Annotated in this window: 15 protein-coding genes and 1 riboswitch; of the genes, 13 read left to right on the forward strand and 2 right to left on the reverse strand. The window is 51.9% G+C overall.

The features are described 5' to 3' along the window. Positions 1-11: 11 nt before the first annotated feature. Positions 12-1,454, reverse strand: coding sequence for a PAS domain-containing sensor histidine kinase (locus BMX45_RS03900; protein WP_090908574.1), 1,443 nt, complete (start codon positions 1,452-1,454; stop codon positions 12-14). 263 nt (positions 1,455-1,717) lie between these two features. Continuing rightward, positions 1,718-2,593, reverse strand: coding sequence for a 4-hydroxy-tetrahydrodipicolinate synthase (dapA, locus tag BMX45_RS03905; protein WP_090908575.1), 876 nt, complete (start codon positions 2,591-2,593; stop codon positions 1,718-1,720). A gap of 111 nt (positions 2,594-2,704) precedes the next feature. On the opposite strand from dapA, the gene BMX45_RS03910 reads away from it, so the two are divergent. The 13 genes from BMX45_RS03910 to BMX45_RS03970 all read left to right on the forward strand — a co-directional run bounded on the left by BMX45_RS03910 (position 2,705) and on the right by BMX45_RS03970 (position 19,205). Further along, positions 2,705-3,580, forward strand: a complete 876-nt coding sequence (locus tag BMX45_RS03910) for a LysR family transcriptional regulator (RefSeq protein ID WP_090908576.1) — start codon at positions 2,705-2,707, stop codon at positions 3,578-3,580. Between the two features lie 60 nt (positions 3,581-3,640). Next, a riboswitch (ZMP/ZTP riboswitch) is annotated at positions 3,641-3,721 on the forward strand. Positions 3,722-3,803: 82 nt separating this feature from the next. Then, positions 3,804-4,964 (forward strand): phosphoribosylglycinamide formyltransferase 2, encoded by a 1,161-nt coding sequence (gene purT, locus BMX45_RS03915; RefSeq protein WP_090908577.1) that lies wholly within the window; start codon positions 3,804-3,806, stop codon positions 4,962-4,964. Between the two features lie 318 nt (positions 4,965-5,282). Continuing rightward, positions 5,283-6,641: an MATE family efflux transporter gene (locus tag BMX45_RS03920; protein WP_090908578.1), complete on the forward strand. Its 1,359-nt coding sequence runs from the start codon at positions 5,283-5,285 to the stop codon at positions 6,639-6,641. 196 nt (positions 6,642-6,837) lie between these two features. After that, positions 6,838-8,472 (forward strand): response regulator, encoded by a 1,635-nt coding sequence (locus BMX45_RS03925; protein WP_090908579.1) that lies wholly within the window; start codon positions 6,838-6,840, stop codon positions 8,470-8,472. Between the two features lie 7 nt (positions 8,473-8,479). Continuing rightward, positions 8,480-10,312, forward strand: coding sequence for a cache domain-containing sensor histidine kinase (locus BMX45_RS03930; protein WP_090908580.1), 1,833 nt, complete (start codon positions 8,480-8,482; stop codon positions 10,310-10,312). Then, entirely contained in the window at positions 10,305-11,303 is a 999-nt protein-coding gene (locus BMX45_RS03935; protein WP_090908581.1) for a substrate-binding domain-containing protein, read from the forward strand. Before BMX45_RS03930 ends, BMX45_RS03935 begins: the two co-directional genes overlap by 8 nt. A gap of 171 nt (positions 11,304-11,474) precedes the next feature. Then, positions 11,475-12,527, forward strand: coding sequence for a galactose ABC transporter substrate-binding protein (locus tag BMX45_RS03940; protein WP_090908582.1), 1,053 nt, complete (start codon positions 11,475-11,477; stop codon positions 12,525-12,527). 93 nt (positions 12,528-12,620) lie between these two features. Then, on the forward strand, positions 12,621-14,177 hold the full coding sequence (locus tag BMX45_RS03945) for a sugar ABC transporter ATP-binding protein (protein WP_217648107.1): 1,557 nt from the start codon (positions 12,621-12,623) through the stop codon (positions 14,175-14,177). Further along, entirely contained in the window at positions 14,155-15,174 is a 1,020-nt protein-coding gene (mglC, locus tag BMX45_RS03950; protein WP_090908583.1) for a galactose/methyl galactoside ABC transporter permease MglC, read from the forward strand. The genes BMX45_RS03945 and mglC overlap by 23 nt, the downstream gene beginning before the upstream one ends. Positions 15,175-15,359: 185 nt before the next feature. Continuing rightward, the gene (locus BMX45_RS03955; protein ID WP_090908584.1) at positions 15,360-16,433 is read left to right on the forward strand and encodes a Gfo/Idh/MocA family oxidoreductase; all 1,074 of its coding nucleotides are present in this window, start codon (positions 15,360-15,362) and stop codon (positions 16,431-16,433) included. A 3-nt stretch (positions 16,434-16,436) separates the two neighbouring features. After that, entirely contained in the window at positions 16,437-17,270 is an 834-nt protein-coding gene (locus BMX45_RS03960; RefSeq protein ID WP_090908792.1) for a sugar phosphate isomerase/epimerase family protein, read from the forward strand. Positions 17,271-17,430: 160 nt separating this feature from the next. Next, positions 17,431-18,123, forward strand: coding sequence for a response regulator transcription factor (locus tag BMX45_RS03965; RefSeq protein ID WP_090908585.1), 693 nt, complete (start codon positions 17,431-17,433; stop codon positions 18,121-18,123). Further along, positions 18,120-19,205: a sensor histidine kinase gene (locus tag BMX45_RS03970; RefSeq protein ID WP_090908586.1), complete on the forward strand. Its 1,086-nt coding sequence runs from the start codon at positions 18,120-18,122 to the stop codon at positions 19,203-19,205. The genes BMX45_RS03965 and BMX45_RS03970 overlap by 4 nt, the downstream gene beginning before the upstream one ends. Positions 19,206-19,223: the final 18 nt, after the last annotated feature.

Genomic DNA, 19,223 nt, shown 5'->3' on the forward strand with positions numbered 1-19,223 from the left:
ATATGTACGCATTATAAAGCAGGTAAATGGATCGTAAAGGTTGTCCCATGATCAGGAGTGCTCTCCACGTTCATCGTACCGCCGTGATTATGAATAATATTCTTGGTAATCATGAGACCGAGTCCCGTGCCGGTGTCTTTCGTTGTAAAAAAGGGCTGTCCCAGTGATTGGATCTGATCCTGCGTCATCCCAACTCCTTCATCCTGCACGATAATCTGCACCTCGGGCCCGCTGTGCACAATGTCCAAGGTGATGCTTCCGCCGTGATTCATCGCTTCCATCGCGTTTTTCAGCAGATTGATGAACACTTGCTTGAGCTGGTTGACTTCGCCCTGTACATAGATCGGAATCAGTGGATAATGGGGAATGATCTCTATATTCTTGAGAGCGGCTTGCACCTTCATCAGCGTAATGATCTGATCCAGTATGGCCGACACGTCGATGGGTCCGCTCACGTGGGCGCCCTGCGGTTTGGAGAGCACCAAGAGCTCATTGACGATGAGCTCGATGCGTTTGAGCTCCGATTCGATGATTTCAAAATAAAGCTCGTTGCTGCGTTCCGCGGATCGCAATAGCTTCACGAATCCATTAATCGATGTCAATGGATTTCGAATTTCATGAGCGATGCCGGCGGCCAATTGGCCGGCGGTCGTCAGCTTCTCGGATTGCATCACGCGGTCCTCTTCCATCCGCTGCTCCGTGATGTCCTTGAAGATGCCGACGGCCGCATTCTCGCCTTCATATTGTATGATTAACGTGAATCCCGTGACCATCTTCTCCTGCCCGTCCAGACAGCGTATCAGGTAATCGACGCTTCCGATTTCACCGCTCTCGGCATACGTTGCCCTGCGTTTCATCAATGCGTGATGATATGATGCGTCGACGATCACGTCGGTTGAAATGCCCAGCACGTCACGGGGGTGCATCGCATTGACGAGACGGAGTCCAGCAGAATTAACATAGTGAACAATGCCCTTTTTAGTTATGAGTACGGAGAGAGGGAGCTCTTCCAGCAGCTGCAGAAACGAATTTTCCTTCTCGTTCAGCTTCTGTTCCTTCTGCTCCAGCTGTTTCATGAGCTGTCTCAGCAGCGTTCGATCCTCGAATTGTACCAAGTATCCCTTGGGCCCCTGCTCCGGATCGTGATCAACGCTGCAGCGTGCACTAAGGTATAACTCGCGATCAGACGGATGACGGTAAGCATATTCAACCGGGGGGACGAATGGCTGATGGCCCTGGGCAGCCCTAGCGTTCTGAATCACTCGATTCAATAACCCGCGGAGGCTGTTTTCTTCTTGCGGCGCCCCGGCAGTTAACTCCTGCGGCGAGTAACCCAACAGATCACATAGTGCCGAATTGACCTTAAGAATCGTTCCATCTAGCGATACCAAAGCCATACCGATTACAGATTGTTCAAAGGCAAAATCATGATTAGGGGTTGAATAGGGCAGCACTGCAAGTCTCCTTTCAAATTTCTGGGAGGAATTGAATGTACCCATATTATAAGTGGGGCGATTTCATTCATCAATCCTTTAAATTGATAGATCTAAGCAGAATTTCTTTTTTGTGTAAAATGTCAGTATCACCCATCCCATTCTCTGCTGATTGAAAGCTTGTGCGCCCTATAGCATCGAATCATCCATTCAAGAATGGTAAGGAAGCGATGCGTTCCGCCACTCTTGAGGAGAAACCTGTTGCGTCCATGATTTAAAGTTTCTCAGCCTTTGAATGCTTGATCCAAAGATAGCTTGAGCTCATCCGTAATGGGGCCCATCGGCAGGCGCAGGGTGTCGGATGAGATAAGGCCTTGCTTGGCAAGCAGCCATTTTAGCGGAGCGGGATTGGATTCTGCGAACAACTGATGAATAACGGGAAGCAGCACTTCAAACTCCTTTTCGGAACGAGAATAATCCCCCTGGACAGCTAATTGATAGACACGAATAAAAGCTTCGGTATTCACATTGGCCGACGCCAAAATGCCCCCCGATGCACCATGACAAAGCATCTCATGAAAGCGGACATCGTCTCCGCATAGAACAGGCTTCGTATCGTATGGAGACAAGCTTCTCATAAGCTCTGTACTCGCAGTGCTGTCCTTCATTCCGATGACACCGGGGATCTCCATGATTCTTCGAATGGCATCGACCGGTAAGGAAATTCCGGTGCGCGAAGGAACTTCGTACAAAATAACCGGTATCCCCACCTCCGCGACGTTGCGGAAATGTTGTATAATGCCCTCAATCGAAGGGCGGCTGTAATACGGCGTGACCACCAATACCGCGTCTGCCCCGATATGTCCTGCCCATTCCGTCCGCTTCATGCTGGAGAACGTATCGTTGGTACCCGTACCAATAATGACCGGCAATTGCCGCCCGTCCAGACCTTTTCGCGTTTCCTCCATCACCTGAACGACCTCTTCCCAAGTTACCGTCGGCGCCTCTCCGGTCGTACCGTTGATGATCAATCCTTGAATGTCATGGGATAACAAATTCTCCAAATAACGATGATAAGACGGAACATCCAATGCGTATTCATGTGAAAAGGGGGTGACCACCGGAACATAAATACCTCTCAAATCTTGCGGACTCAACATGATCTTTCCTCCATTTCATGAATTGTGGCTTTACTTTACCATGGGAATCGGGATCGGTGTTATCTATAATAATAGATAGTTATTATCAATATTATTGATGAGGAGAGAGCGATGGAACTGATCTATCTGCAAACCTTCAGGGAGGTTGCTGTTCGAAAGAGCTTTACTAAAGCTGCTGACGAATTGGGTTATGCACAATCCAGCGTTACCACCCAGATTCAGAAGCTGGAGAAGGAATACGGCGTCAAGCTGTTTGAACGGTATGGCAGAGGCCTGCGCCTGACGAAGTCAGGGGAGGAGCTGTTCAAGTATGCTGTCCAAATGCTGGATCTGTTCCACCAGTCTAAGGAAAAGCTGACGAAACAAGGCGGGGGCGTCTTATCGATTGGAACGATCGATTCGCTTGCCGCATATTTTCTTCCATCCGTCCTTCATCGGGTGAGGCAGAAGCATGAAGATCTTGCCATCCGCTTGCAAACGGATCGTGAAGATAGCATCGTCAGTAAGGTAAGAGAGGGTGAGTACGATCTCGGGCTTATTCTGGAGAACAAACCGGAAGACACTTCATTGAATTGGATCTCGATCCGGGAAGAGCCCCTCCATCTGATTGCCCATCCGGATCATCCGCTTCGCAGGTTGCCCGTCATCGAGCTGGAGCATCTGGCTGATTGCGAATGGATTATGACCGAGGATACTTGCAATTACCGGATCATGTTGGAAAAAGTGCTGCGCGCCAGCGGAGCTCCCGTCCGTATTGGTTTGGAATTGGGCAATCCCGAGGCAATCAAAAGATATATCATGTCCGGTACCGGCATCTCATTATTGCCGAGAATGGTAGCAGAGGAGGAAATCAAGAGGGGAGAGCTGGCGATTCTTCCCTTTCAACACCCTGACATTCGACTGGACATCCAGATTGTCATTCATCCTAAGAAATGGCTGTCACACTCGCTTCAGGATATGATCGAAATGTTGAAATCTAAATCTTAAAGACGCAGGCTGATATTGCATTTAACGAAAAGATTCAGTATCATTTATGTAACAATGTATAGGTTTATGTGTGACTGGCGTAGCATGGGGAACCATGAGGGAGCACATGGATGACAACGGCCGTACGCCTGGGCAGAGGTAAGGGAGTTTATTTCCCTTACCTCTTTATTATTTTCTTGGGCTTCTATCGTCTCTGAAACTATGAAAAGGGGATAAAACAACGATGTTCAAAACGAAAAAAATATTGCTGCTGGGATCCGGAGAACTAGGGAAAGAAGTCGTAATTGAAGCACAACGATTGGGTGTCCAAACCGTAGCCGTCGATCGTTATGCCGATGCTCCTGCCATGCACGTTGCCGATCACAGCCATGTGATCGATATGCTGGACGGAGAGAAGCTGCGCGCTATTATTGAGTTGGAAAAGCCGGACCTGATCGTTCCGGAGATTGAAGCGCTGGCTACTTCGGAGCTGGTGAAGCTGGAGGATGAGGGGTATCGGGTGATTCCTACCGCCAGAGCCGCAAAGCTTACGATGGACCGTGAAGGGATCCGCCGGTTGGCATCAGAGGAGTTGGGACTGCCGACTGCGGACTATCGATTTGCCGATACCTATGAGGAATTCAAGCAGGCTGTCCTGGACATGGGTTTTCCGTGCGTGATCAAACCGCTGATGAGCTCCTCCGGCAAAGGTCAGAGCGTGTGCCGTTCTGAAGGGGATATCGAGTCCTGCTGGAACATCGCCATGGAAGGCGGCCGCGTGCAGAACGGAAGAGTGATCATTGAGGAATTCATTTCATTCCAGTCGGAAATCACGCTTCTGACCGTCCGCTCCGTAAATGGAACAAGCTTCTGTGCGCCGATCGGGCATATTCAGGAAAGCGGAGATTATATCGAATCGTGGCAGCCGCACGACATGTCTGAAGCGCAAATCGAGGAGGCTAAATATATTGCGCGGAAGATTACCGACGAGCTTGGCGGATACGGCTTGTTCGGCGTTGAATTATTTTTGGCCGAGGATAAGGTGTACTTCAGCGAGGTATCCCCGCGTCCGCATGATACTGGGCTGGTTACGCTGGTCACGCAAAATCTATCCGAATTTGCGCTTCATGTCCGTGCCATTCTCGGGTTTCCGATACCAGAGATCGAATTGATCACGCCGGGAGCCAGCCGCCCGCTGAAAGCCGGCCGAGAGCTGGAAGACTACACGATTACAGGCGCCGAGCAAGCGCTGGCCGTTCCGAATACGCAGCTTCGCATGTTCGGCAAACCGGTAACCAAGGCCGGAAGACGAGTAGCAGTCGCGCTGTCAAGCGCCGGCGATGTCGAAGAAGCGCGGTCACGCGCGAAGCTGGCATTGGATAAGCTTGCCGTCGAAGAGGCATAAACATCGGAATTCCATAGGGATATCACATGTCATCATGTTGAAAAGGCCAACCGAAATGACCGGTTGGCCTTTTCAGTTATAGAAAAATCAGGGATCCAAATCGGGTACAAACTCTTCTGATCACGAGTACTTGCTTTTAGTTTTGATTTCGGGAATAAATAGGGAGAAATTTATGTTCTTTCATGTTAAGATACACAAGAATACAAACGACCCTCACCCATTATAATGTTTCCATTCGATGCGATAAGCGCTGCTTGGAGCATAATATTTCAAATAAATCTCTAGAGGAACGTTTATTGACGGCATAGGAGAATCTACATGAGAGACATGACGCAAGGAAGTCCGATCAAGCTGATTACCATGTTTACCATCCCGCTTTTGATCGGTAATATTTTTCAACAATTTTACAACATGGCAGACACCCTTATCGTGGGACGTACCATTGGCGTGAACGCACTTGCAGCCGTTGGCTCGACAGGCAGCATTTTGTTTTTTGTCATCGGCTTTGCCCAAGGCTTGACGGCTGGTTTGTCTATCATAACCGCACAGCGTTTTGGAGCTAAGGATATCGCAGGCGTCCGCAAAAGCGTGGGAACGAGTGTATGGATCAGTCTGGTGTTCACGGTATTCCTCACCATCGTGAGCGTTATATTTACGAGGCCCGTCCTCGTCATGATGAACACCCCTGCCGAAATTTTGGATGATGCGTATTCGTATTTGATCGTCATTAACTGGGGCGTCGGCGCGGCCGTTCTGTTCAATTTGCTGGCTAACCTGCTCCGTGCTCTCGGCGACAGCCGGACCCCGCTTCTCTTCCTGGTCGTTGCAAGCATTCTGAACATCGTGCTCGACCTCTTATTCATTCTCGCATTTAAGATGGGAGTAGCCGGAGCCGGACTTGCCACGGTTATATCGCAGCTGTTCTCCTGCCTGCTCTGTCTGATCTACATTCATAAGAAGGTCCCGCTCCTTCAATTCAAGAATGCCGACTGGTCCATCGATTGGAAATTTATACGCCAGCATATGTGGGTAGGTTTTCCGATGGGCTTCCAAGCCTCCATTATCGCAATCGGAGCCATCATTCTTCAGATCACGCTAAACGGTCTCGGGGCAACAGCCGTTGCGGCTTATACCGCGGCTCAGAAGATTGATATGCTCGCGACGCAGCCGATGAGTTCCTTCGGGATTACAATGGCGACTTTTGCTGCTCAGAACTTCGGAGCGAATCGCATAGATCGGATCAAGCTGGGGGTTAAGCAGTGTATTTGGCTCTCAGGATCATTCAGCATCGCCGTGGGCCTGCTGGTTATATTTGCGGGTCCTGCCGTCGTCAGCCTTTTTGTGGGTCAAGGCCAAGAGGAATTGCTGTCGCTCAGCAGGCTGTATTTCTTATCGAACGGCAGCACCTATCTGCTTCTGTCGCTGCTCTTCATCTACCGCTTCACGCTTCAGGGGCTTGGTCAGAGCTTAATTCCCACTGTGGCGGGCATCATGGAGCTGATCATGCGGGTACTGGCTGCTATCTTCCTGACCGCGCAGATCGGCTTCCTCGGTGCAAGCCTGGCAAATCCGCTGGCTTGGCTGGGCGCCGTCATCCCGCTCGGCATCGCTTACTATCTGAGCATCAAGAGGTTGAGCACGCCGGTAAAACCCGTCTCCGTACCCGTTCAGGCGTAAGGAATGCTGCACAATCGAATTCGGAACGAATCATGACTCCAGGAACAGGGAAGCACTGTTTCGTTGGAGTTGTGCATTCGTTCTTTTTTTTGTTACAAAAAACATAATGTGGAAGATTCCCAATTTGGGTGCGGCGAGGTAAGATCACTATAGATTCAGTTTGCAACCGAACAGGACAGAAACGGGAGGGGTCGCATTGTATAAAGTGCTGTTAGTAGATGATGAAGCCGATGTGAGGGAAGGCCTCGTTCAGGAAATCCAATGGGAAGCCTGCGGATTCGAGATCAAGGGGACGGCGGAGAACGGAAGAGAGGCCGTGGAGGCTGCGGAGCGGTTGGAGCCGGATGTCGTTATTACCGATATCAGTATGCCCTTTCAGGATGGACTGCAGCTGGCCTCATGGCTAAGGGAGCATCAGCCGCTGTGCAAAATCGTTATTTTGACCGGTTATGACGAATTTGATTATGCCCGTCAAGCGATTACGCTCAGCGTGGATGAGTATTTGCTCAAGCCGTTCTCTGCCGAAAGCTTCATGGAGTTATTAGGCAAGATCAAGGACAAAATCGATATGGAGGTGGCGGAGCGTGAGGACGTGCGCCAATTAAAGGAGCATTACCGGACAAGCCTGCCTTTGCTACGGGAATCGTTCCTGGCTTCGCTGTTAACCCGAAAACTGCCCCGCTCCATCATTGAGGAGAAAACTCGGAATTACGGCCTTCCGCTGAACAGCGCCTGTTATCTCGCCGCGGTGATGGCTTTATATCCGGCGGCAGAGCATAAGGAGAGTGCTCCATCAAGCTCCCTGCGGCATTCCAGCGATATGGACTTGATGCTGCACGCTATGCTGAACATTGCGAAAGAGCTGATGGATCCCCTTTCTTTTGGAAGCGCATTCATATACCAGGATAGCATCGTGTTCTTGATTACGAATGACGGCTGCGAGGACGAGTCGTGGTTTGGCGACCTGCAGGTGGCACTGGACCGTTTGCTCAAAAGCATTCTTCACTATCTGAAGCTGCCGGTTACGATCGGCGTGGGTTCCAGGGTCCGGACTCTGTCCGATCTTAAGCACTCCTACCAGGATGCGCTGCTGGCGCTGGACTACCGGCTGATTCTCGGTGCCGAGAAAGTCATCTTCATCGATGACGTGGAGAGTCCGAGGCAGGAAGGGATCCGTCTGGACGAATTGCAGGAGCAAGCGCTGATCCGCAATCTTAAGCTCGGAACCGCGGAGGAATTAAGTGAATCGATTACGCACATATTCGATGAGCTGATCGGAGCATCCTGCACGATTCAAGAGGTTCAGATCTATCTCCTGGAAGTCGTAACGGCCATACTTCGAACGGCTAAAGAATCCGGGATCGAGCTTGAGGAGATGTTTGGAGCGGGGTATCAGCTGCATGCCGAGATCTTCAAGTTTTCCGGACTACAGGAGGCTAAAGCTTGGCTTCAGGATGTCAGTTTGGCCATCCGCAAGCAAATCTCCAACTCCAGGCAGCATGCCTATAAAGACATCGTGGAGAAAGCGCTGGAGTACACGCGGGAGCATTACGACGACCCGGATATATCGCTGCAGAAGCTGTGCATGCACCTGCATATCAGCACAGGCTATTTTAGCGGCGTATTCAAAAAAGAGCTCAAAATGACCTATGTGCAGTACTTAATGCAGCTGCGGATGGAAACGGCCAAGGAGCTTTTACGTTCCACCGACCTGAAGGCTTTCGAAATTGCGGAGCGCGTCGGGTTTGCCGATCCGAATTATTTCAGCTTCTGCTTCAAGAAGCAGGTCGGCGTTTCGCCTAAGGAATATCGGGCACAAGCGAGGGGGTAGGGCATCGGTGAAAATCACGTATACGAAGCGATACTCGATTCTACCGTTCGTACAACGATGGGTTAAGCGATTCCGAACGCACAGCATTCAATCCATCATCATGTGGTCCTTCTCGGCGTTCATTCTGCTCATTGTGATCGTGGTAGCCGTACTGCTCTTCAATAAATTCTCGCGATCGGCAGAGCAAAGCGTATTCCTGAATGCCCAGCAAATCGTGGACCAGGTTAGCTATAATCTCGAGGATTACGTGGACGGGATGGCGCAGTTGTATCGGGCGATCGAGGAAAACATGCTGGCAGACGGGCAGTGGGACGATGAGCAGGTGACAAAACAGCTCGATACGATCATGCGAAGCCGAGATGACATCGTCTCTATCGCTTTGTTTAATGATCAGGGCGACCTGCTGCGGAACCATCCGGCCATTCCGGTCAAGTCCAGCGCCAAGGTGACGGAACAGAGCTGGTTTCACTCGGCCATGAGAGTCTCCGACCATCTGAGCTTCTCGCTGCCCCATGTTCAGAATTTATATGACCACACGTTTGAATGGGTTGTCACGATGAGTAAAGGCATTACGGTCGTTCATGACGGGGAGCCGATGTACGTCATTCTGCTGGTGGATATCAACTTCAAGAAGATCGACGAGCTGAGCAGCCGCATCAGTCTAGGGAAGCGCGGGTATGCGTACATCATCGACGAAGGAGCGGGAAATATCGTGTACCATCCGCAGCAGCAATTAATCTACATGGGGCTTCGGAATGAGAGCGTTGAGCGTGCGCTGACCTCCTCGGAGAGCTACATCGATGAATCGGATGGGGTCAAGCGGCTCAATACGGTCAAATCGGTCGTCAACATTGGCTGGAAAATCGTTGGCGTATCCTATTTGGATGAGATCATGACCACAAGAGAAGAGGTCAACCGTTATTTGGTCCGGGTGGTTGCCATTGTCTTGGTGCTGGCCATTGCGGTATCCCTGATTCTTTCGGCCATGCTCACCCGGCCTATTCGCCGCATGGGCAGAACGATGAAAGCCGTGGAACGTGGCGATTTCGACGTGGAGCTCCCGTTGCAGGGGCCGCTTGAAGTAGTGCAGCTGTCCAGCCGTTTCAACCTGATGCTGAATAAGATCAGGCAGCTCATGAAACAGATTGTGAAGGAGCAGGAATCGAAGCGTAAATATGAGCTGGAAGCCTTGCAGGCCCAGATCAACCCTCATTTTTTGTACAATACCCTGAATTCGGTTGTTCGCATGGTAGGAATGAGCAAGAAGGAGGAGGTCATTACGATGATTACTTCCTTGTCGAAGCTGTTTCGTTTGAGCTTGAGCAAAGGGAAGACATCGATAAGCGTCCGGGAAGAGCTGGAGCACGCACGGCATTATTTGACCATACAACAGATGAGATATAAACAGAAATTCGATTTTGCGATCGAAGCGGACGAAGCTGCGCTATCCTGTTACACTCTCAAGCTGGTGCTTCAGCCCTTAATCGAGAATGCCATCGTGCACGGCATCGAGTATATGGTGGATCAGGGGCATATTCGCATAGGGGCAGCCGTAAAAGGCGAATTGTTGGAAATGACGGTTACGGATAACGGGGTTGGGATGACACCCGAGATGGTTGAAGGGATCTTGGACGCTAAAGAGACGCCTCATAACCCGGCTCAATTTATCAACACAGCCGGTTCCGGCGTAGCCGTTCGAAATGTCCATGACCGAATTCGTCTGTATTACGGCAAACGGTACGGGCTGGAATTCGAGAGCGAGCAGGAGGCGGGCACTACCGTTCGCATACGGATTCCGGTCATTCACGATATGGACGAGGAGGAACGCGAGCATGATTAGAACTTTCCGGCCGCTGCGGTTACCGATTGGACCTAGGGGCTGTTTCGCTGCACTCGTCGCTGTCCTGATCCTCTTAACATCGTGTTCATCCGATACGGACCCGGATGAGGAGCCCGTGCTTCAACATATTGCCCTTGTGGCTCCCGTACACGCCGAAGAGCAGGGGGATGCGATCCGTTTAGGCGCCGAGGCGGCCGCCAAGGAATATGGATTGGCGCTCGATTATGTTTCCTTGGAGCCTAGCGACGATGAGGCGGAGCAGCTGCAGGCCGCTTTGAAGATGTTGGAGAAGGGCGCATCCGCGATCTTGATCGACCCGGCATCGGAGGCAGTGCTGCAGGAATTAGGCGATAAGGCAGCGGCAGCGGGTATCCCCGTGATTGCATTGAATGATGAACGAATGACCACAGGCATCTTATCCGCGATCGCGATCAATAATGAAGCTGCCGGACGCAAGGCGGGCGAGCAGCTGGCCGACTTGCTTGAAGGTCGGGGTACAGTAGCCATCCTGCGTTCCGACAGGGAGGATCCCGACTTGATCGCCCGCGAAGAGGGAGCCAAACGGGCATGGTCAGATATCGGCGGAATTGAAATAGCGGGCGGCGCGGCTTGCGGCAAACGCGAGGATGCATGCTGGCAGGCCGCCAAACAGCTGCTGGATCAGGGTGCCGTCGACGGAATTCTGGCACTCGATATCCAGGCTTCCTTGGGAGCGGCTAAAGAAGTCGCAAGACGGAAGGTTCAAGGGGAGATCAAGATTGTCACCTTCGGCAGCGATCTGGAACAGCTTCAGCTTCTTCAGGATGGCGTTCTTCATAAACTCGTGGTACAGAACGGCTTCAGCACGGGTTACTTGGGCGTAGAGCAGGCTGTGAAGGTCATGGACGGTTTGAGATATGATAAGCCGATCGTGCTTGAGACCAAGGTGATTGATGCCGACAATATGTTCTGGATGGATAATCAGAAGGTGCTGTTTCCATTTGTGAAGTAAGGAAGTCACGAAGCCAATCGGTAAAGTGATGAGAATTTTGCTAGAAAGCAGGAGGATTTTGAATTCGAATATCAGGGTCATTCCGGCATAATGGCGGTAGTCAGTGAGATACGGCTTCGGAGTTCCGCAGCCAGCACTGAAATATCGAATGAATCAGGGAGGTCAACCCAAGTGAAGAAAAAATGGCTGTTTGTCCTTATGGCAGGCATGATGCTGGCCACGGCGGCATGCAACAACGGCGGGAGCAGTTCAACCGGCAGCGATAGCACGGGCGGCGACGCGTCAGGCGGCAGTACGCCTCAAGTCGGGGTGGCGATTTACAAGTTCGACGATACCTTTATGACAGGCGTTCGGAATGCGATGTCCGATGCAGCGAATGGCGTAGCCAAACTGGATATCGTGGATAGTCAAAATGCGCAGCCGACCCAGAATGAGAAAATCGATCTGTTTATTTCGAAAAAATACAGCTCCATGATTATCAACCCCGTAGACCGCACGGCAGCGGGCGTCATTATCGACAAGGCGAAAACCGCCAATACGCCGGTGGTTTTCCTGAACCGGGAGCCGATCGCGGAAGACATGAACAAATGGGATAAGGTTTATTACGTAGGGGCGAAGGCGGAGGAATCCGGCACGATCTCCGGCCAGCTGATCGTCGATTATTGGAAAGCGAATCCGGAGGCAGACAAGAACGGGGACGGCAAGCTGCAGTATGTCTTGCTGCAGGGGGAGCCTGGCCATCAGGATGCCGAGCTGCGGACCAAATTCTCCGTTCAGGCGATTCAAGACGCCGGCATTGAAGTGGAAGCGCTTGCGGTGGATACCGCCATGTGGGACCGCGTGAAAGGACAGGAGAAGATGCAAACCTTCCTCGCGTCCCATGGCGACAAGATTGAAGCGGTGCTGGCCAACAATGACGATATGGCGCTCGGAGCGATTGAGGCATTAAAAGCGGCAGGTTATTTCAGCGGCGACAAGTACATGCCGGTCGTGGGCGTCGATGCGACGGCTCCCGCCGTCCAGGCGCTGGAAGACGGAACCCTTCTCGGAACCGTGCTTAACGACGCCAAGAGCCAGGGCAAAGCTTCGGTTGCCATAGCGGCCGCGCTCTCCAAAGGGGAAACGCCGAACAAGGAGAATACCGGCTTTGATATTACCGACGGTAAATACGTGTGGATCGCCTACAAAAAAATAACGAAGGACAATATCGCCGACGCGAAATAATGGCAGGGTTATAAGAAGGGGCAGCGGCTCATCGTAGCGTTGTCCCTTTATATTGGACTCTTTTGGCCCGGAAAAGCGAAGGAGGTATTCAAAGTGGCGGAATCATATGTGCTGGAGATGCGGAATGTATCGAAGGCGTTTCCAGGCGTTCAGGCATTAAGCGACGTAACGTTCAAGGTAAGACCCGGAACCGTGCATGCGCTCATGGGCGAGAATGGGGCCGGCAAATCAACGCTGATGAAATGTTTATTCGGCATCTACAAGCCTGATGAAGGCGACATTTACTTAAACGGCGACAAGGTCGCCATCAACAGCTCCAAGGATGCATTGAATCACGGAATATCCATGATTCATCAGGAGCTTCATCCCGTGCCGCACCGCAATGTGATGGAGAATATATGGCTGGGGAGATTTCCGATGACGGGCTTCTGGCCCTTGAAATTCGTGAACGAGAAACAGATGGCAGCGGACACGCTTCGGCTGTTCCGCGAGCTTGATATCGATATTGATCCTAGGGCAAGAACAGGAGCGCTTTCGGTGTCCAAGATCCAATCGCTTGAGATTGTCAAAGCGGTGTCCTATCACTCCAAAGTGATCGTAATGGACGAACCGACCTCATCCCTGACCGGGAACGAGGTGGAGCATCTGTTCAGCATCATGAACAGGCTGCGGTCGCAGGGTGTGTCCATCGTCTACATCTCGCACAAAATGGAAGAAATTCTGCGCATATCCGATGATGTCACGATCATGCGGGACGGCAAGTACGTGGGAACCTGGCAGGCAGGAGAATTGACGACCGATTTGATCATTACCCGTATGGTGGGACGGGATTTGACGGAGCGCTATCCTGAACGGACGAACATTCCGGGCGAAACCCGGATGCAGGTCCGGCAATTAAGCTCCTCTAATCCGAAATCGTTTCAGAATGTATCCTTCGAGCTGAGAAAGGGCGAGATTCTGGGCATTGGCGGCCTTGTCGGCGCTCAGCGTACGGAATTGGTTGAGGCTCTCTTCGGGCTTCGTCCGGTGGCCTCCGGAACCATATCGATTAACGGGAAACCAGTGAAGATCAAGTCGCCTTCCGATGCGAAGAAAAACAACATGGCACTGCTGACGGAGGAGCGTAGAGTCACCGGCATATTCCCGGTACTCTCGGTCTACGAGAATACGGTCATTGCCAATCTTCAAAGGTATCAGAATTGGGCGTTCCTGCTGAATGAACGCAGAGGCATCGAGGATGCGCGAACGAACGTGGAGAAGCTGAGAACCAAGACGCCGTCGGTCAATACCCAGATTCGAAATCTGTCGGGCGGGAACCAGCAGAAGGTGCTGCTGGCGAGATGGCTGCTTACGGAGCCCGAGATCCTGCTGCTGGATGAGCCGACCCGCGGGATCGATGTGGGCGCCAAGTTCGAGATTTATTCCATCATTACGCAGCTGGCGACGCAAGGGAAGAGCATCATTATGATTTCCTCCGAAATGCCCGAGCTGCTCGGAATGTCCGACCGGATCATGGTGATGAGCGAAGGGCGGATGACAGGAATTCTGGAAGGGCAGGAAGCAAGCGAAGAGGAAATCATGCGGCTGGCCGCACAGCAGCGGTCGGCCGATCCGGGAGGGGAAGTCGATGAATTCGCAAGCCATCGTTAAGGTTAAAGATTATTTGGCGCAGCGCGCCATATTCGTAGTATTGATACTGCTCGTCATCGGGATTGCCGTCGCAGATCCCAACTTTCTGGCCTTTTCCACATTGCGGGATATTCTGCAGCAATCCTCGACCAGATTGATCATCGCGCTGGGAGCGGCATTCATTCTGATCACCGGCGGGGTAGACCTTTCCGCAGGTCGCGTCGTAGGCTTAACCGCGGTCGTATCGGCTTCGATGCTGCAAACGGAGGTTTATGCGAACCGCTTTTTCCCGGATTTGCCCCAGGTATCGGTTCTATTGCCGATCCTGATCGGCATCATAGCGGGGCTTATCGTCGGTCTAATCAATGGTTTCATCGTAGCCAAGCTGCATGTGCCGCCGTTCATTGCGACGCTCGGTACAATGGTCGGGATCTACGGCGTCTATTCCATCTATTTTGATATGGAGCCGAACCAGTCCCAGCCGATCGGCGGCTTACGATCGGATTTTACCGTGTGGGGCAGCGGCTACATCGACTTCGGCGGCGGTTACTCACTCCCTTACATCGTCATCATCGCTATCTTAGTTGCGTTCATCTGCTGGGTCATCTTCAACAAGACCCGGCTCGGGAAAAACATGTATGCCATTGGCGGCAACGTGCAAGCCGCGCATGTATCGGGGATCAATGTCGCTCGCAATCTCATCGCGATCTACGCCATTTCCGGTGCACTGTACGGCATCGCCGGCGTGCTGGAGGCTGCAAGAACCGGTGGTGCGACCAACAACTATGGCAACATGTATGAACTGGATGCGATAGCGGCATGCGTGGTCGGAGGCGTATCCACGGCTGGCGGCATCGGCACGGTGCCCGGCGTGATGGCCGGGGTTCTGATCTTCGGCGTTATCAATTACGGGTTAACTTTTATCGGCGTCAGTCCCTATTGGCAATTGATCATCAAAGGGCTTATTATCGTAGCAGCGGTAGCATTTGACATTCGCAAATACATGGCAAAAAAATAAGAGGGAATGCAGCCGCAGGAGTATATCCTACGGCATTTGCCATAGATTATAGAATTTATTAGTTTTCAGCGGAGCTGAACAATTCAATAATCGCAAGAAAAACATCCTCTAAACGCGGTCTGTATTCTGAGAAAGTACGTCGATAGATGTTTTTCTTTTAATCATCCAATACGGGGGGTGTTGTTATGACGATGGATAAAAAGGCGTTAAATATTGGCGTGCTGGGCTGCGGCCCCATATCGCAGTACGGACACTTCGAAGCTTGCCGGAGGGCGAGCAATGCACGCCTTTATGCGATATGCGACGTCGCGGAGGATTTGCTGAACCGCATGGCCGAAATCCATCAGCCGGTACGAACCTACAAGGATTATGACAAGATGCTGGCAGATCCCGAGGTGGAAGCTGTCATCATTGGCATCGCGGATCAATTTCACGTGAAAGCCGCCCTTAAAGCCATCGAAGCAGGAAAACATGTTCTCGTGGAGAAGCCGCTTGGCGTCACCGTAGAAGAGTGTGAGGAATTACAACGGAGAGCAAGGGATTCCGGTTGTGTTGTCCAAATCGGGAACATGAAACGCTTTGATCCCGGCATCGCTTATGCCAAACGGTTTATTGAGCAAGAGATGGGGGAGATGCTGGCCCTGAAAGCATGGTACTGCGACTCGACCTACCGGTATACGGTCACCGAAAACGTTCAGCCGTTGGTGCGGCTTAGTCCGAATGCCCTGAGGCCGGATGGTAATCCGAAGCTCGATAAGCTGCGTTATTACATGCTGACGCATGGCAGCCATCTGGTGGATACGGCCCGCTTTTTAGGGGGGGAGCTGGTGAGCGTGACGGCATGGAATACGCAGAAATTCGGCGCATATAACTGGTTCGTCACGGTGCAGTTTGCATCGGGCGCTGTAGGGCATCTGGATCTTACGGTCGCCGTCCGGATGGATTGGCATGAAGGCTTTCAAATTTACGGTGAACACGGAAGCGTTATTGGCAAGACCTACAATCCGTGGCTCTTCAAGTCAAGCGACGTCGAGGTGTTCTCCTCGCGCGACGGTTGTTATCACAGGCCGCTAGGCGAAGATGCGCATTTCTTCAAGCTGCAGGTTGAAGGCTTCGCGGATACGATTCTGGAGCAGGCACCCATGCGAGGAGCCAATCTGGATGACGGAGTAGCAGCCATGCGCGCGATGGCGGCGATTGCCAGATCCGTTGAGACCGGCAAGACGGTAAAGCTGGCTGAAGTATCGGGAGGCGTATGAGTGATGAAATTGGGCATATTCTCCAAGACGTTTGAGAGGCCGACACTGGAAGAAAACTTGGACGCTGTTATAGCAACCGGATTGGAGGTCATCCAGTTCAATCTTTCCTGCGCCGCTCTTCCGTCGCTGCCGGAGGCCGTCGATCTGGGGACCGCTGCACATATTCAAGCTGCGTGCGAGAATCGGCATCTTCATATGGCGGCCGTATCCGGGACCTTTAATATGATCCACCCCGATCAGGAGAAACGGCAGCATGACATTCGCCGATTTCGGTATTTGGCCGCGATGTGCCATTTCATGGGGACGTCCGTCATTACCCTGTGCACGGGAACGAGGGATCCAATCGATATGTGGAGAAGACATCCGGACAACGATTCGCCGGAGGCATGGGATGATCTGCTGAGCACCATGGAGGTTCTGGTGAATATAGCAGAGGAATTCGGGCTTGAGTTGGCCATTGAACCGGAGCCGGCCAATGTGATCAGCGATGCCGTCAAAGCTAAACAGCTGCTGGATACGATGCGTTCTCCGCGGTTGAAGGTGGTACTGGACGCAGCGAATTTATTCAATCCGAACGACGGTAAGCCTTTGACTGAGGTAGTAGATCAAGCGCTGTCACTGCTCGGTGAACATGTCATTATGGCTCATGCCAAGGATTATTCGACTGTAGATGGAATCCGGTACAGGGCTGCCGGAACCGGAGAACTGGATTATGAAGCATACATTCAGCTCCTGCGCGCTTATCGTTTTAACGGACCGCTGATTCTTCATGGCTTGCATGAAAGCCAGGTGCCGCAAAGCGTCTCTTATCTGAAGTCTCTTATAAATGCCACGTGATGAAACGAAATACATTAGAATACTATGAAGCCCAACAATCTCATGGGCTTCATGGACCATCTTGTTCATCCTCATGGAATCTTCACAAGTTTCAGTTACAATAGGGACTTATGTTACAGTTGACTTGTACTGATGAAGGATTCAATAAGGAGATACCGGAATGAAAACCATATTAATTGTGGATGATGAACCGAATATAAGAGAAGTTCTTGTATCTTATTTGAACAAAGAACGTTACTTGACGCTGGAAGCGGCGAACGGTGCCGAGGCATTCGATTGCCTGCGAGGACAAGCCGTGGACCTTGTCCTATTGGATCTCATGCTGCCGGATATGGACGGTGAACGGATATGCAAGGAGATTCGAACGTTTAGCTCGGTCCCCATCGTGATGTTAACGGCTAAGGTGGCTCAGAGCAGCCGGATTGGCGGATTTGCGATCGGAGCGGATGATTACATCGTGAAGCCGTTCGACCCTCGGGAAGTCGTGGCCAGGGTCAAGGCTGTCTTGAGGCGGGGGGATGACAGTAAGCTGCTTGCGGACGTCATTGTGTATGATGAAGGCGCATTGGTCATCCATTCGATGAAGCATGAGGTCACCAGCCATGGACACATCGTGAATTTGACGCCGAGCGAATATAAACTGCTGCTGCTGTTGGCCAAATACCCGCAGCGGAATTTCTCTCGCGAGGAACTGGTCGACCGGGTATTAGGCTACGATTTTATCGGTGACATCCGCATCATCGATCAGCATATAAAGAATCTGCGTCAAAAGATTGAATTCGACCCAAAGCAGCCGAAATATATCCTCACCGTTTACGGATTCGGCTATCGCTTCGGAGGTGACGGGGCTTGAAGCATCGGCTTGACCTGAGGCTCGCCGCCATCATTATCAGCATCACGGCAGGGATCCTGATCATGTTTACCGTCATCAACATCGTGACGAACCATTACCATATCGCGATGTACCAGCAGCAGTCCAGCGGGCACAGCGGAATGGATGAGCTGAACTACCATTTGGAGCAGGCGCAGATGCAATCGATTATCTTAACCTGCCTGTTATCGATTGCCATAGCCTCCATAATAGGAATCTATGTAGCAAGAAGGATATCGGCTCCCCTCGTCCAGATGAAGCGGGCGGCAGAAATGATGACGCAGGGAGATTGGGATGTCCGCGTGGCAGCCGGAGGGTACGATGAAATTGCGGGGCTTGGTGCTTCGCTGAATGAGCTTGCAGTGCAGCTGCAGAAACAGGAGCAGCTTCGCAGGAACATGACGCAGGATATCGCGCATGAGCTCCGAACGCCGCTAACCACCTTAAAGAGTCACACCCGTGCACTCGAGGACGGGGTATGGGAGCCGACTGCAGACCGTTTCCGCACCTGCTTGGATGAAATCGACCGTTTGATTCAGCTCGTCACGGAGCTGGAGGAACTGCACGATATGGAATCCCCGGAGTTTCAGCTGTCCCGGTCCGAGCAGGATCTGAGCCATATTATGGAGAGAGCCGTCACGCTGGCGAAGGCGATGTATCATGAAAAAGAAGTGAATTTGCAATATGCCGGAAGTTCTTTGATCGCAGTCGAGGTGGATCCAGACCGGATGCACCAGATTCTGATCAATGTGTTAAGCAATGCCTTGCACTACACCCCGTCCGGCGGTACAGTGCAAGCCGATCTCGTGGACGAAGGGGCCGATGCCCTGATTCGGATTCGGGATTCGGGACAGGGCATCTCCCAATCCGATCTGCCGTATATATTCGAAAGGCTGTATCGGGGCGATAAGTCGAGGAATCGGTTAAGCGGCGGAAGCGGAATGGGCCTGGCCATCGTCAAGCAGCTGGTTTCCGCTCATGGCGGTCACGTGTGGGCCGAAAGCGGAGATGAGCATGTTGGCGGCAGCTGCTTCTATATTCGGATTCCGAAAAAGAATAAATAACACGACATAAAAACCGGA

Source organism: Paenibacillus sp. cl141a (assembly GCF_900109305.1).
Classification (GTDB): Bacteria; Bacillota; Bacilli; order Paenibacillales; family Paenibacillaceae; genus Paenibacillus_AQ; species Paenibacillus_AQ lautus_A.

Bases quoted from the DNA above. Each gene is read 5' to 3' on its own strand.
- dapA (WP_090908575.1), bottom strand. From the start codon at position 2,593: ATGTTGAGTCCGCAAGATTTGAGAGGTATTTATGTTCCGGTGGTCACC.
- BMX45_RS03910 (WP_090908576.1), top strand. From the start codon at position 2,705: ATGGAACTGATCTATCTGCAAACCTTCAGGGAGGTTGCTGTTCGAAAG.
- purT (WP_090908577.1), top strand. From the start codon at position 3,804: ATGTTCAAAACGAAAAAAATATTGCTGCTGGGATCCGGAGAACTAGGG.
- BMX45_RS03920 (WP_090908578.1), top strand. From the start codon at position 5,283: ATGAGAGACATGACGCAAGGAAGTCCGATCAAGCTGATTACCATGTTT.
- BMX45_RS03935 (WP_090908581.1), top strand. From the start codon at position 10,305: ATGATTAGAACTTTCCGGCCGCTGCGGTTACCGATTGGACCTAGGGGC.
- mglC (WP_090908583.1), top strand. From the start codon at position 14,155: ATGAATTCGCAAGCCATCGTTAAGGTTAAAGATTATTTGGCGCAGCGC.
- BMX45_RS03955 (WP_090908584.1), top strand. From the start codon at position 15,360: ATGACGATGGATAAAAAGGCGTTAAATATTGGCGTGCTGGGCTGCGGC.
- BMX45_RS03960 (WP_090908792.1), top strand. From the start codon at position 16,437: ATGAAATTGGGCATATTCTCCAAGACGTTTGAGAGGCCGACACTGGAA.
- BMX45_RS03965 (WP_090908585.1), top strand. From the start codon at position 17,431: ATGAAAACCATATTAATTGTGGATGATGAACCGAATATAAGAGAAGTT.